Here is a 14,551-nt window from a genome sequence, read left to right as displayed (position 1 = left end):
TTAGCGTCCTACTCCATAATCATCTTCACGCACTACACGTGGCACAATTTCGCGTGGCTCAATTGTGACAGGCTGGTACACCACTCGTTTTTGCTCGGGGTCGTAACGCATCTCTACATAGCCGGAGATAGGAAAATCTTTACGGAATGGGTGCCCAATAAAACCATAATCGGTCAAGATACGACGTAAGTCTGGATGCCCTTCGAACACAATACCGTAAAGGTCAAAAGCTTCGCGCTCGAACCAATTAACAGTAGGCCAAACCGGGAACAAAGTGGATATTGAAGGAAACTCGTCATCGGTGTTAAAAGCACGAACGCGCAAACGCCAATTATGAGTTAAAGAAAGTAAATGAATGACAACAGCAAAACGATGAGGGAAGACAGCAGAGGCCAGTTCGTAGGTGGGGGCTTTCCATGCAGAATAATCGACGCCACATAAATCGATACAGGTCTCAAAGCGCAATAATTCGTGATCGCGCAATGTGGTACAAACATCTACCCATTTCTCGGAAGGCACCTCTAGGGTAATTTCATTAAGCGCCTGGGTGATTTTTGCGTCTTCACCAAATACCGTTCGCAAATTTGAGTGTAGTGTTTCAAGCCAAGTCATTTTTGTACCTTAAAAGCTTTAACGAGCAATGGTATTGGTTAAGCGAATTTTATTTTGCATTTGCAATAAGCCATAAACCAATGCTTCAGCAGTCGGAGGACACCCTGGCACATAAATATCTACAGGCACAATCCGGTCGCAACCACGGACTACCGAATAGGAATAGTGATAATAACCACCCCCGTTCGCACAGGACCCCATTGAGACCACCCAACGCGGCTCAGCCATTTGGTCGTATACTTTGCGCAAAGCAGGAGCCATTTTGTTACACAGCGTACCCGCAACAATCATTAAGTCTGACTGGCGTGGACTGGGACGGAAAATAATTCCAAATTGGTCCAAGTCGTAACGGGCTGCGCCAGCGTGCATCATTTCAACCGCACAACAAGCCAAGCCAAACGTCATGGGCCACATTGAGCCTGTTTTCGCCCAGTTCAGGAGCTTGTCTGCACTGGTGGTGATAAAACCTTCTTTTAGAATGCCATCGATAGCCATAGTGTTGCCTTTTAAGCGTTAAGCTATTTACTCCCAATCGAGAGCGCCTTTTTTCCATTCGTAGATAAAACCTACTGTTAGGATTAACAGAAAAACCATCACCGTCCAAAAGCCCACTATGCCGACTGCGCCCTGAGCCATCGCCCATGGGAACAAAAATGCAATTTCAAGATCGAACATAATGAAGAGAATGGCAATGAGGTAATAGCGGATATCCACTTTCATGCGCGAGTCGCCGAAAGCTTCAAAACCACACTCATAGGGTGACAGTTTTTCATCGTAAGGGCGATGTGGGCCAAGCAGTCGACCAGCCCCTAACAAAGCCAAGCCGATTAGTGTTGCCACAATAATGAAGAGTAAAACGGGAAAGTAATTTTGCAGATTCATGCAACCACCCACTCACAATAGATAAACTCTTAGATTGTAGCATTTTACATTCCGAGTTTACGTAAAACGCTCATAAAACAAAGATTTATGAGGCATAAGGACGCGTAAAGAACGCCACCATTGAGTTTGGAGCGAGCTGAACTCACACCAATCTGTACGTAGCGCGTACAATTTATTGCAGTAATTTTGCAACGCACTTATTTTAACAGAAGTATTACTCTTATATAAGAGTAACACTCGGTAAAATCTCATTTTACGTGCATTAACGCGATTTACTTTCGCTCTATTTTTTAGCCGTTAAAGCCCTTCAACCAAGCGCATTTATGCCTGCTTTTAACAGTCCTACACAGCAGAAGCTTTAGACGCACACTTCTTTTCCGTGCATTTGCACTTCATTGACGCCCTTCCCGCCCTAAACGACAAGGCTTTACGCACATTTTGGTAAAAGCTATTTCCACAGAGGCCACTACGAGGAATGAAGTAAGTTGTTTCGCCCCACCACTCGATATTCCTTAGCTATTTGTTTATTTCTTATTCTTATTACAAAATCGCATAGTCATTGTGGCTTTAAAAACAAAAAACCCCAAAAAGTCATAATGAACTTTTTGAGGTTTTTAAAGAGCGACCCGGAGGCCGCCCTGCATCTAACTCTAGACAGCTAACGCTGCGTTAGAGATTAGAAGCGGTGTGTTAGACCTACACCAGCAACAGTACGTGTATCTTTGTTCTGGTTGTTTAGGTTTTTCACGTAACCACCAACAGCGTAAACGTCTGTACGCTTGGATAGTGGGTGCTTGTAAGCCAAGCTGTAAGCGTGCTGTTTCTTCTCGCCTGCATCTTTAGCAGCTTTACGTGGCTGTTTCATTGAGTACTCACCACTTAGCTTGCCTTCACCGAGTGGGAAAGCTAGCGCTACAGCGTAGTTGTTGTAGTCAAAGTTTTTGTTGTAAGTACGGTTAGCACCGTAGGCGCTTGTGTAGTTACCGTTGAAGTCTTGACCGAAAGCCAAAGATAGCGCTACAACTTCGAAGTCGTAAGAACCGCTAACAGCCCATGTTTGGCCGTTTTTGTATTTCTCGGCTACACCTGGAACAGGCAAACGAACTTGGTCATAAGAAGCGGCAACAGCGATAGGGCCGTTTGCGTAGCGAATACCAGTTGTGATGGCGCTCTTGTTAACGTCTTTGCTACCGGATACTTTAGCAACCTGACCACCGTTAGCTTGGAAGCTGTAACCTACACCAGCTTGGAAGCCGGAGAAGTTAGGTGTTTGGTAAATGATGGAGTTGTCGATACGGTTTGTATCTTGGCCGCGGAAAGCACGACCTGAACCAGTTGCATCCCAATGTTGACCGTGTACGTCAACAAAGTACTGAGAGCCAACGGTGGTTTGACGACCCATGTCTAAACGGCCCCAGCTGTCGCCAGCTAGACCCAATGTAGCCCAACGACCAAACAAACGATCGTTAGAGGAATCGCTTTGTAGTTGGTTACCAGTAGCTAGTTCAAAACCGCTTTCTAGTTGGAAAGTAGCACGTAAACCATTGCCTAGGTCCTCTGTACCTTTTAGACCCCAACGGTTACCGGACTGTACGCCCTGAAGTAAACCAGTGCGTGTTTGCTTTTCGCCGTTAACGTGGGTTTTAGTGCGATCGTAGCCTACACCAGCGTCAACAATACCGTACAAAGTAACAGAAGTTTCTGCTTGAGCGATGCCAGCAAAACCGGCCATCAGAGCAGCAGCGAGCAGAGTCTTTTTCATTTGTGAAATCTCCGTGGATTTTTTTGAGTAAATCAGAGCAGCCCAACAACAGGTTGTGTGCTACTGCTCTTTCTAACTCCGCAATGGGAAGTTGATGCTATTGCAGCAAAATTCAGAGCAACTGGCTATGGTTTGAAGTAAAAAACCCACATATCCACTGCTTTTCGTTGCTTAACCACAACAAGTCGTAGTGTAAAACTAACACGACTGCTTGAGGTTGCTGGCATCTGAACCGTAGATGCTCTTTACGTTAATTTTGCTCAAACAACATCACGTCGCCATGCGGCTAATGAATGATTCCATTTAAGCTTGCAATGCATCAAACATGCAAGCATAAAAAAAACCGAGCCACGCTCGGTTTTTGAAATTTTGGTGCCGACGGCGAGAATCGAACTCGCATAGCTTTCGCCACTACCCCCTCAAGATAGCGTGTCTACCAATTCCACCACGTCGGCTTTGTTTAGGCGGACCTAAACAACGAAGACCAAACTATACCATGCCTTTTCAAAAAAACACCACCTGCTTGTGAAAAGACAGCCAATACCCAAAAAATATGTTGCCTTAATGCAACAACTCTTTTTTTAGTGACCTGACCATAGACCACAAAACCAAATCGTTTAGTTTGTTGTAGGGGATGGTTTTTCTGGAACTTCTGGTACAGAAATTGAATTATTAGGTTGTTGCGCTGGTGCAACAGAGCTACCTGGCACGATGGATTCGTAACCTTGCATGATGCTGTTTTCTGTTTCGACTCGAACGGGATGATGTGCAACCCAAGCTAGGGCACCCGTCGCAATGAAAAACACAATAGCAGCCCAACGCGTCATGCGAGAAAGAAAATTAGCTGCGCCTGCCGCACCAAACACACTGCCCGCTGAGCCCGCGCCAAACGCTGACCCCATTTCAGCGCCTTTACCTTGTTGTAAAAGCACCAAACCAATAATAGAAAGCGAAGCAATGACCTGCACTGCCTGCAATAAAGGAGATAACCATTCCATGAATTTGACTCCGAGCCGCTTAAGCGGCCGCTATAGATAAAAAATCGACTGCATTTAATGAGGCGCCACCCACCAATGCCCCATCAATATCCGGCATAGCAAATAATGCCTGGGCATTTGTGGCATTAACACTACCGCCATAAAGAAGAGGAACAGAGCCTGCCTGATGTTGGGCTAGCAGATCTCTGATGTAAGCGTGAATCTCTTGGGCTTGCTCTGGCGTCGCACTTTTTCCAGTGCCAATAGCCCAAACAGGTTCGTACGCGATGACTAAACGCTTTAGTTGTTCATTTTCTAATTTTAGTATGGACTGAAGCTGCTGCAAAACAATTGCTTCAGTTAAACCTTCGGCATGCTCCTTAGCTGTTTCGCCCACACAGACCACAGGCGTTAACCCCGCATCAAGTGCTGCTTTTGTTTTCAAAAGCACATCTAAATCGGTCTCGCCATACAAGGTACGTCGCTCGGAATGCCCTACCAGTACCCACTGACAACCAAAATCTTGAAGCATGGCTGCGGAAACTTCGCCTGTAAAGGCCCCGTTTTGTTGAGAGCAAAGATTTTGTGCGCCCCACTGTAAACCTGAATTTTGCAGCGCGTCATGCGTTTGCGCCAAATAAGGATGTGGCACACACACAACAACATGACTTTGAGCTAAGAACTCATCTTGCTGTGCAACCAGCTGCTCTAGAAGCTGACGGTTTTGCTCTAGCGATCCGTTCATCTTCCAGTTGCCTATTACTAATCGTTGTCTAGTCATAATAAAAGCCCAAACGTGGCTCCACACCACAAAGAGGTAGCTAAACCTCGCATTGTAACGTGTAGAGCCCAAGAAAAACTAGACAGTTAGAATAATCTTGCCTATTTGCGCCCCGCTTTCCATCAGCGCATGCGCTTGTGCGGCTTGGTTAAGAGGATAAGTAGCATAAATTAACGGCTTGACTTTACCTGCCTCGATTAAAGGCCAAATATGCTGACGCAAACCCTGCGCCATCTCGGCTTTTTTCGCATCGGTCTGAGGACGTAAGTTTGACCCAGTAATATGCAAGCGACGACGTAGAATCTGCGCCATATTAATGGTGCTTTTAGCCCCACCCAATAAGGCAATAACAACTAAACGGCCGTCATCAGCTAAACAGCGCAAGCCCCGATCAATGTAGTCACCTGCGACCATGTCTAAAATAACATTAACCCCTTTGCCTTGAGAGTGTTCCTCTATTACAGCAGCAAAATCGTGGGTTTTGTAATTGATGCCTATGGCCCCTAAAGCCTCGATGGCTTGAACTCGCTCATCAGAACCTGCTGTCGCGTAAACCGTATGACCTAATGCGACAGCCATTTGAATGGCAGTAGTTCCTATGCCACTCGCTCCGCCATGCACGAGTAATGTCTCCCCTGGCTGTAGAGCCGCTCGCATCCATACATTGCTATACACCGTAAAACACGTTTCCGCCAAACCCGCGGCTTCGATCAGGCTTAAATTCGACGGAACGGGTAAACAATGCTGAGCCGAGGTAATCACGTATTCAGCGTAGCCCCCGCCTGGTACTAACGCGCACACGGCATCGCCCAGTTTTAAGTCCGTTCCACTTATATCACCTGCTACCAGTGTGCCAGCCACTTCTAAGCCGGGGAGGTCAGAAGCGCCAGAAGGTGGTGGGTAAATACCTTGGCGTTGAAACACATCAGGTCGGTTCACCCCTGCTGCTGCCACTTTAATCAGCACTTGTCCGGCTAGTGGTGTTGGGCGTTCACGCTGAGCTAGTGCTAGCACCTCGGGGCCACCTGGAGCGGTGATTTCTATGACATTCATTAACTCTGACAAAGCTTCCTCCGTAATCGTGTATAAGCTGTGACTGTTATTATAAAGCATCAACTTTGGGGCTTTATGCTCTTTTAGGTAAAAATTGCGTGACATTTAGTTTTAGATAGGCTAATATAGTTTTTTTAGCTTAATGCAGAAAACTAAAAAACAATTTGTGTAGTTAGGCACCGGAAGCGTGCCAGAGTGGTTGAATGGACTGGTCTTGAAAACCAGCGATGGGGTAACTCATCCGTGAGTTCGAATCTCACCGCTTCCGCCACACCAACTATACAAATATCGCATCCATGGCGGAATAGGTAGACGCAAGGGACTTAAAATCCCTCGAACGCGAGTTCGTCCCGGTTCGATTCCGGGTGGATGCACCAAGATCCAAAGCCCTGACTAAATACTAGTCAGGGCTTTTTTCATTGCTAAAGCTAATCCAAGCCCTTTCTCGCTTTAGCCCTCCCCACTCCTCGCGCCCAAGTTGCCACAAAAACAAAAAACCCCTCCGGGGAGGGGGTTTCTGTGTTGCAGAATAAATAAAATTACTCTTCGCTAGCTGGATCCTGAGGACCACCCTGGGCTTCAATGCCACCAATTGCCTTCATGGACAAACGCAAACGGCCTTTGTCATCGGCTTCGATGACTTTCACACGTACAGCTTGACCTACAGTAATCACATCATTGATGTTATTAATGCGGTAATTAGCAATTTCAGAGATATGCAATAGGCCGTCTTTACCAGGCAGCACCTGAACAATCGCACCAAAATCTAACACACGAACCACAGAACCGTCGTATTCTTGACCGACTTCAACCTCGGCGGTGAGTTCTTTGATACGGCGCTCGGCTTCTTGGGCCATGGTTAAATCTGCACTAGAGATAGTGATGGTACCATCGTCACCAATATCAATTTGTGTGCCGGTTTCTTCGGTTAGGGTACGGATTGTGGCACCGCCCTTACCAATCACATCACGAATCTTGTCAGGATTGATTTTGACAGTCAACATGCGGGGCGCAAAGGCGGATAGCTCGGTACGAGAACCATCTAGAGCGGCTTGCATGCGGCCTAAGATATGCATGCGGCCTTCTTTGGCTTGAGCCAAGGCAACGCGCATGATGTCGGTGGTAATGCCTTGGATTTTAATATCCATTTGCAAAGCCGTGATCCCTTCTTCGGTACCCGCTACTTTGAAGTCCATATCACCAAGGTGATCTTCATCACCCAAGATATCGGTGAGCACTGCAAACTTACCGCCTTCTTTGATGAGACCCATAGCCACGCCTGCGACGTGATGCGTTAGCGGTACGCCAGCGTCCATCATAGCTAATGAACCACCACAAACGGATGCCATAGAGGACGAACCGTTGGACTCAGTGATTTCAGATACTACGCGTAAAGAGTACTGGAAATCCTCTGCGCTGGGCAGCAAGGGAGTTAAAGCACGCTTAGCCAAGTTCCCATGACCGATTTCTCGGCGCTTAGGCGCACCAAAACGGCCGGTTTCGCCAGTAGCAAATGGCGGGAAGTTGTAGTGCAACATAAAGCGATCACGTGCCTCGCCCATGACAGAGTCAATGATTTGCTCGTCTTGACGGGTGCCTAGCGTTGTCACGACCAAGGCTTGAGTTTCACCGCGGGTAAACAACGCGCTACCGTGAGCACGCGGCAATACACCAAGACGAATCTCGATAGGACGAACAGTGCGTGTGTCACGACCATCGATACGTGGCTCGCCATTTAAGATTTGGCCACGAACGATTTCACTTTCTAAATCAAAAACAATGTTGTCTACCTCAACGGCGTCCACAGGGCCTTCGTTGGCTGCTATGGCTTGTTCGTTAAGCGCAGCTTCAAGCTTGGTGCGTACATTTTTTAGCGCATCGGTACGGGCTTGTTTTTGGCGAATTTGGTAGGCAGCTTTTAGGTCTTCAAAGGCGATGGCTTTGACTGCAGCAACCAATGACTCGTTTGCTGGTGCAGGTTGCCAATCCCACTCGGGTTTACCGGCTTCTTCGACTAATTCGTTAATTACATTAATTGCGGCTTGCATTTGCTCGTGACCGAACGCAATAGCACCTAGCATCACGTCTTCGGACAGTTGCTCGGCCTCAGACTCAACCATGAGTACGGCTGCCTCTGTACCCGCTACAATCAAATCAAGCGCTGACTCTTGAATTTGAGAAGAAGCAGGATTTAGAACGTATTCGTTATTGATATAACCAACACGTGCGGCACCAACAGGGCCATTGAATGGAATACCCGAAATAGCCAAAGCGGCTGATGCGCCAATCATGGCGGGTACATCAGGTTGGATGTCTGGGTTAACCGACAACACGTGGATAATAATTTGCACGTCGTTGTAAAAGCCCTCTGGGAAAAGAGGACGCAAGGGACGGTCAATGAGACGAGCCGTTAACGTTTCACGGTCAGAAGGCTTGCCTTCGCGTTTGAAAAAACCGCCAGGTATACGACCCGCTGAATAGGTTTTTTCTACATAATCAACAGTTAGAGGAAAGAAGTCTTGGCCGGGCTTTGCTTTTTTAGCACCGACCACCGTAGCTAAGATAACCGTGTCTTCAATTGACACGAGCACAGCACCAGACGCTTGGCGAGCAATCTCGCCCGTTTCAATTACAACTTGGTGCTGTCCATATTGAAATGACTTCGTCACTTTATTGAACATTAGGATATATCCTTACAATAAAAAAGCCGCGCACAGCGAGCTAAGCTCGCCATATGCACGGCTGTATCGCGGGACCAAGCCCGAGTATCACTTACGCAGACCGAGTTTTTCGATCAATTGGCGGTAAGAGTCAGGTTTGCGATCTTTTAGGTAGTCGAGCAATTTACGACGACGACTTACCATGCTTAACAAACCACGACGTGAGTGATGATCTTTTTTGTGGCTCTTGAAGTGCTCGGTTAGCACTGTGATGCGTGCAGTTAATAGTGCAACTTGAACTTCAGGAGAACCTGTGTCGCCTTTAGTACGTTGAAACTGTTCAACGACTTCAGCTTTATTGATATTTGTACCAGACATTTTAACCTCGATAAACATGCGTCAGGGCCGAGATTGCTCTGACGTGCAATACAAAAAACTTAAAAATTTAAGCTAAGTAGAAAATTATAACGGATTTAACGTAAAAAGCCGATACTATAATAAGAATAAATGCACCCAGTCGTAGGACTGCCATTGATTCGGCCTCATTATCAGGAGACGTTATGCTACGAAAACTGTGCTTGGCCCTCTCTCCTTTATTATTTACTGCGTGTACCACACTTAGCGATATGCCTGTCGGTACGCCCCTCAGTGAATTACACCGCCAATTTGGTCAACCTTCTGTCGCTTGCCCCCCACAATCGCCACAACGTTTTATTTGGACGCAACAACCTTTTGGCCAGTTGGCCTGGGCTGCTGATGTTAATGAACAACAAGAGTTGATTCGGATGACTCAGGTATTAACAGATCGTGAATTTGAGCTATTAGCTCAAGGTGATTGGAATAAAGAACGCGTATTTTGTCATTTTGGCCCACCCGCTGAAAAAGACTACACACCCTATGTGGGTGTCAAAATGCGCGTCTGGTCGTATCGCTACAAACAAAATGGTGTGTGGCCAGCATTTATGTATGTATATTTTGGTGACGATGGATTAGTTAAACATCATCACCCTGGCCCCGACCCCTTGTCACTGCGTGAAGAGCGTCCTTTTTTTGATTTTTAGAAAGCAAACGGTGCGTTAACGCACCGTTTCTTTATTTACTGCGCGCGGCGGCTAGCAGCCAATTGCCTGGCCTTGCGCCAACGCCACGCCATAAGCCCCCAACCTGATAAACCATAAACAATAAACAGGCTAAATAACACAATGGGTGGGTCGGACGAAACAAACACAAAAAGCAATACAAAAAGCAGCATGACCCAAAAGGGGACGCTGCGGCCCAAGGCAAATGACTTGCCACTGTAAAAAGGCGCATTCGATACCATCGTAACGCCTGCATACACCGTTAACGTAAAGGCCAACCACGACATGGGCTGTGCCTCGACGTTGATTTTGTTATCGACAGACAACCACACAAAGCCGGCAATTAACGCGGCAGCAGCCGGACTTGGCAAACCTTGAAAAAAACGTTTGTCGATGACTGCAATATTCGTGTTGAAGCGGGCTAAGCGTAATGCTGCCCCCACCACATAGACAAAAGCAGCCAACCAACCCCAACGCCCCAAGTCTTGAAGCACCCACACATACATCACAAAAGCTGGGGCCACACCAAATGAAATAATGTCGGCCATGGAGTCGTATTGTTCCCCAAAGGCTGACTGCGTATTCGTGAGGCGTGCCACGCGTCCATCCATGCCATCAAACACCATAGCCAAGAAAATCGCTATGGCGGCCACCTCAAAATAACCATTCATTGCCTGAACCACGGCATAAAAGCCAGCGAATAAATTAGCTGTAGTAAACGCATTAGGTAGCAAATAAATACTACGACGACGCTTGTCTTCGGAATGCAAATTAGGCATACACGTTCAATTAAAAAAAAGTTATTCTGGATTTAAGCTACAGCATAACCCAGAAAAAAACCCCTGCCATCATTTGACAGGGGTTTTACTAATATTAACTAATAGTTAAATCATTAGTTTTTGCTTTGGTCTACAAGCTTGTTCGCTGCAATCCAAGGCATCATAGCGCGTAACTGCGAACCCACTTGTTCAATTTGTGAGTCGGCATTGATACGACGACGGGCTGTCATAGAAGGTGCGCCAGCGGCATGCTCTAGAATAAAGTTCTTGGCATACTCACCGTTTTGAATGTTTTCTAAACACTCGCGCATGGCTTTACGTGTGTCGTCAGTAATAATACGAGGGCCTGTTACGTACTCGCCGTATTCTGCGTTATTAGAAATGGAGTAGTTCATGTTGGCAATACCGCCTTCGTAGATGAGGTCTACGATAAGCTTTAACTCGTGCAAACATTCGAAGTACGCCATTTCAGGCGCGTAACCTGCATCGACTAGGGTTTCAAAACCAGCTTTGATGAGCTCGACAGCGCCACCACACAGAACGGCTTGCTCGCCGAACAAGTCGGTTTCTGTTTCTTCGCGGAAATTGGTTTCAATGATACCAGCACGACCACCACCGTTTGCGCTCGCGTAAGACAAAGCCACATCGCGTGCCGCACCCGATACGTCTTGGTATACCGCCACTAAATGAGGCACACCGCCACCTTGTTGATACGTACCACGTACGGTGTGACCAGGTGCTTTAGGCGCAACCATAATCACGTCCACGTCTTTGCGAGGTACGACCTGACCGTAGTGTACGTTAAAACCATGGGCAAACGCTAATGCTGCACCCGCTTTGATATTAGGTTCTACCTGATTACGATAAACCTCAGCGATGCTTTCGTCAGGCAATAGGATCATGACGACGTCTGCATCTTTCACTGCGTCTGCGACTTCTTTTACTTTTAGGCCAGCGGCTTCGGCTTTGGACCAAGAAGCACCGTCTTTACGTAAACCAACTGTTACGTTAACGCCTGAATCATTTAGGTTGTTTGCGTGGGCGTAACCCTGTGAACCGTAACCGATGATGGCAACGTTTTTGCCTTTAATGAGAGACTGATCGCAGTCCTTATCGTAAAAAACTTTCATGAATAACTCCGAAAAACGATTTGATATGTCTTAATCTAAACGAGGTGTTTTTATAATTTTAGGATGCGTTCACCGCGGCTAATGCCGGAAACACCAGTGCGCACCGTTTCAAGAATAGCACTACGATCTATAGCTTGAATAAAAGCAGCAATTTTTTCCTGTACACCTGTAAGTTCAATGGTGTAGGTTTTATCGGTGACATCAATAATGCGACCGCGGAAAATATCAGCCATACGCTTCAGCTCTTCGCGCTCTTTTCCAACAGCACGGACTTTAATGAGCATGAGCTCGCGTTCCACATGTGGGCCTTCGGATAAATCCACCACTTTGACTACGTCAACTAAACGATTGAGGTGTTTAGTGATTTGCTCGATGGTTTCATCTGAGCCTACTGTCACAATAGTCATGCGAGACAGGGTTTCGTCTTCGGTTGGTGCAACGGTTAAGGTTTCAATGTTGTAACCCCGCGCAGAAAACAAACCCACTACCCGCGATAACGCACCGGGTTCGTTTTCTAACAAAACGGAAATAACGTGTTTCATTATGCCCCCTCCTCGAGATCCGCCGCACTAAGAATCATTTCTGTTAGGCCTTTGCCGGCTTTCACCATTGGCCACACGTTTTCAGATTGATCTGTGATGAAATCCATGAAAACCAAACGGTCTTTATATTTGGTAAAGGCTTCACGAATAGCAGGAACCACATCGGAAGGACTTTCGATACGTAAGCCCACATGACCATAGCTCTCGACCAGCTTGACGAAGTCTGGCAATGCATCAACGTAGGACTCGGAATAACGAGAACCGTAATCAATTTCTTGCCACTGACGGACCATGCCTAGGTAGCGGTTGTTTAAACAAAGAACCTTGGGAGATAGACGATATTGGCTGCAGGTGGAGAGCTCTTGGATATTCATTTGAATAGAGCCTTCGCCGGTAATGACCGCCACATCGGCATCGGGATTAGCCATTTGCACACCCATGGCGTACGGTAAGCCCACACCCATAGTGCCTAAGCCGCCAGAGTTAATCCAACGACGAGGATGGTTAAACTTGTAGTACTGAGCTGCCCACATTTGGTGTTGGCCCACATCAGAGGTCACAAATGCATTACCACCGGTGACTTCCCACAAGGCTTCAACAACAGACTGAGGCTTAATCACACTGTCTGATTTTTGATAGGACAGACACTCGACACCACGCCATTCGTTAATTTGTTGCCACCATTTTGCCAATGCCGTTTTTTTAGCTTGGCTGGCTGCTTTGGACTGCTTGTAGAACTCATTGAGCTCGACTAAGACGTCTTTCACACAGCCTACAATAGGAACATCCACCTTGACGCGCTTGGAGATAGAAGACGGGTCGATATCAATATGAATGATTTTGCGGGGGACTTGAGCAAAGTGACGTGGGTTGCCAATAACACGGTCATCAAAACGAGCACCTACGGAAATCAACACATCACAGTGCTGCATTGCCATATTTGCCTCGTAGTTGCCGTGCATGCCGGGCATACCTACGTATTGATCATCGCAGCCAGGGAAAGCACCCAACGCCATAAGCGTAGTGGTACATGGCGCACCGGTTTGCTTAACGAGATCAATGACTTCACTTGAGGCGTTGGCTAAAATAGCACCACCACCTACGTAAATCATGGGGCGTTCGGCTTGAGCTAATAACTGAACGGCTTTTTTGATTTGCCCTTGATGCCCTTTAGTAACAGGCATATAGGAACGCAAGCGCGGCTCACCTTTTTTAGGGGTGTAACGGGCCGTCGCTACGGTAATGTCTTTAGGGATATCAACCAGCACAGGGCCAGGACGGCCTGTTTGAGCGATATAGAATGCTTTGCGAATGGTGTCTGCTAAATCGCGGACATCACGCACAAGGAAGTTGTGCTTAACACAAGGACGTGTAATACCAATGGCGTCGCATTCTTGGAAAGCGTCTTCGCCAATAGCCTGACTAGGGACTTGGCCGCTAATCACTACCATAGGAATTGAATCCGTATAAGCAGTAGCAATACCCGTCACCGCATTTGTCAGACCAGGACCACTGGTTACCAAAGCAACGCCTACCTTGTTGGATGAACGTGAGTATGCATCCGCTGCATGAACAGCTGCCTGCTCATGACGTACTAAGATATGACGAAATTTGTCTTGCTTGAAAATAGCATCGTAGATGTAAAGTACCGCACCACCGGGATAGCCAAAAACGTGTTCAACACCTTCTTCGGCTAATGTGCGCACTACGATATCGGCGCCATTAAGTTCCATGATAATAATTTTCCTTTCAGGTTTTGCTCAAACACCCCACTTGGCACCTAAGCCGGAGTCTGGATCAGCCACTGCAACATGACCTAGCGCTTTAAAGCTCACTGAGCTTTGCCACCTAGACACATTACAGAGCCATCTGCCCTCTGTGAGATACGGCAATCACGCCAACATGGCGTACAGCTTGAAACGAAAGCTCGGCATCACACGCTTGTGGCGTGGCCAGCAGCAGTAAAAAAGGCGCAAAATAACAGGCGGATAACCGTGCAACTTAAAGCCTAGCACTTCATTCTGATAAGAATGAATTAATTAGAATAACCCGTTTATCAAACCCTAAGCAACCCCAAGCCATAGCATGTTGGTATTGTGCAATGCAATAGCATACCCTTAAAAAGGCTTTTCGTTGCTCTTTAAACTAAAAAAAGCCAAGTAGTGAACTTGGCTTTTATTGACATCCTCCCCCGCCTAGAGGCCGGGGATTCCTACGGCGCTCAAGGGAGGCATTGAGCCGTCCCAGAGTCGCTTCGGTGGGTTCCTGCTGCTGGCGGCCTGACTGCACCACTC

The 14,551-nt window shown here is 47.1% G+C and carries 14 protein-coding genes and 3 tRNA genes; 3 read left to right on the top strand and 14 right to left on the bottom strand.

The genetic code is table 11. The features are described from left to right. The 8 genes from GGR41_RS00085 to GGR41_RS00050 form a co-directional block, all read right to left on the bottom strand. Nucleotides 1–612, bottom strand: a complete 612-nt coding sequence (locus GGR41_RS00085) for an NADH-quinone oxidoreductase subunit C (protein ID WP_077733702.1) — start codon at nt 610–612, stop codon at nt 1–3. 18 nt (nt 613–630) lie between these two features. Next, nucleotides 631–1,107: a NuoB/complex I 20 kDa subunit family protein gene (locus GGR41_RS00080; RefSeq protein WP_077733703.1), complete on the bottom strand. Its 477-nt coding sequence runs from the start codon at nt 1,105–1,107 to the stop codon at nt 631–633. Nucleotides 1,108–1,134: 27 nt separating this feature from the next. Then, nucleotides 1,135–1,494: an NADH-quinone oxidoreductase subunit A gene (gene ndhC, locus GGR41_RS00075; RefSeq protein WP_077733704.1), complete on the bottom strand. Its 360-nt coding sequence runs from the start codon at nt 1,492–1,494 to the stop codon at nt 1,135–1,137. A 676-nt stretch (nt 1,495–2,170) separates the two neighbouring features. Beyond that, nucleotides 2,171–3,256, bottom strand: a complete 1,086-nt coding sequence (locus tag GGR41_RS00070; RefSeq protein WP_077733705.1) for a porin — start codon at nt 3,254–3,256, stop codon at nt 2,171–2,173. A 370-nt stretch (nt 3,257–3,626) separates the two neighbouring features. After that, nucleotides 3,627–3,711, bottom strand: a tRNA-Leu gene (locus tag GGR41_RS00065). Nucleotides 3,712–3,873: 162 nt separating this feature from the next. Beyond that, nucleotides 3,874–4,254 carry a preprotein translocase subunit SecG gene (secG, locus tag GGR41_RS00060; protein ID WP_167660124.1) on the bottom strand — a complete coding sequence of 127 codons (381 nt, stop codon included), beginning with the start codon at nt 4,252–4,254 and terminating at the stop codon, nt 3,874–3,876. A 19-nt stretch (nt 4,255–4,273) separates the two neighbouring features. Then, entirely contained in the window at nt 4,274–5,014 is a 741-nt protein-coding gene (gene tpiA / locus GGR41_RS00055) for a triose-phosphate isomerase (RefSeq protein WP_167660123.1), read from the bottom strand. Nucleotides 5,015–5,092: 78 nt separating this feature from the next. Beyond that, entirely contained in the window at nt 5,093–6,067 is a 975-nt protein-coding gene (locus tag GGR41_RS00050; RefSeq protein ID WP_167660738.1) for an NAD(P)H-quinone oxidoreductase, read from the bottom strand. Nucleotides 6,068–6,248: 181 nt separating this feature from the next. Between GGR41_RS00050 and GGR41_RS00045 the strand changes: the two genes are divergently transcribed. After that, nucleotides 6,249–6,338, top strand: a tRNA-Ser gene (locus GGR41_RS00045). A gap of 19 nt (nt 6,339–6,357) precedes the next feature. Beyond that, nucleotides 6,358–6,444: transfer RNA gene (locus GGR41_RS00040), tRNA-Leu, on the top strand. A gap of 162 nt (nt 6,445–6,606) precedes the next feature. Here the strand turns inward: GGR41_RS00040 and pnp are convergent. Both pnp and rpsO read right to left on the bottom strand, forming a co-directional pair. Further along, entirely contained in the window at nt 6,607–8,748 is a 2,142-nt protein-coding gene (pnp, locus tag GGR41_RS00035; RefSeq protein WP_167660122.1) for a polyribonucleotide nucleotidyltransferase, read from the bottom strand. 87 nt (nt 8,749–8,835) lie between these two features. Continuing rightward, on the bottom strand, nt 8,836–9,105 hold the full coding sequence (gene rpsO / locus GGR41_RS00030; RefSeq protein ID WP_077733709.1) for a 30S ribosomal protein S15: 270 nt from the start codon (nt 9,103–9,105) through the stop codon (nt 8,836–8,838). A gap of 182 nt (nt 9,106–9,287) precedes the next feature. Here rpsO and GGR41_RS00025 point away from each other — a divergent pair, with 182 nt between their 5' ends. After that, nucleotides 9,288–9,788, top strand: a complete 501-nt coding sequence (locus tag GGR41_RS00025) for a hypothetical protein (protein ID WP_167660121.1) — start codon at nt 9,288–9,290, stop codon at nt 9,786–9,788. Between the two features lie 35 nt (nt 9,789–9,823). Here the strand turns inward: GGR41_RS00025 and pssA are convergent, their stop codons facing one another. From pssA to ilvB, 4 genes are all read right to left on the bottom strand, one after another. After that, nucleotides 9,824–10,585 carry a CDP-diacylglycerol--serine O-phosphatidyltransferase gene (gene pssA / locus GGR41_RS00020; RefSeq protein ID WP_077733711.1) on the bottom strand — a complete coding sequence of 254 codons (762 nt, stop codon included), beginning with the start codon at nt 10,583–10,585 and terminating at the stop codon, nt 9,824–9,826. Nucleotides 10,586–10,698: 113 nt separating this feature from the next. Continuing rightward, nucleotides 10,699–11,715, bottom strand: a complete 1,017-nt coding sequence (gene ilvC / locus GGR41_RS00015; RefSeq protein WP_077733712.1) for a ketol-acid reductoisomerase — start codon at nt 11,713–11,715, stop codon at nt 10,699–10,701. A 50-nt stretch (nt 11,716–11,765) separates the two neighbouring features. Continuing rightward, nucleotides 11,766–12,257, bottom strand: a complete 492-nt coding sequence (gene ilvN / locus GGR41_RS00010; protein WP_077733713.1) for an acetolactate synthase small subunit — start codon at nt 12,255–12,257, stop codon at nt 11,766–11,768. Further along, entirely contained in the window at nt 12,257–13,990 is a 1,734-nt protein-coding gene (gene ilvB / locus GGR41_RS00005) for a biosynthetic-type acetolactate synthase large subunit (protein WP_167660120.1), read from the bottom strand. The genes ilvN and ilvB overlap by 1 nt, the downstream gene beginning before the upstream one ends. Between the last annotated feature and the right edge of the window lie 561 nt (nt 13,991–14,551).

Source organism: Paenalcaligenes hominis (assembly GCF_011927625.1).
GTDB lineage: Bacteria > Pseudomonadota > Gammaproteobacteria > Burkholderiales > Burkholderiaceae_B > Paenalcaligenes > Paenalcaligenes hominis.
The sequence above is the reverse complement of the archived record's forward strand: the minus strand, read 5'-3'. Positions and strand labels throughout refer to the sequence as shown.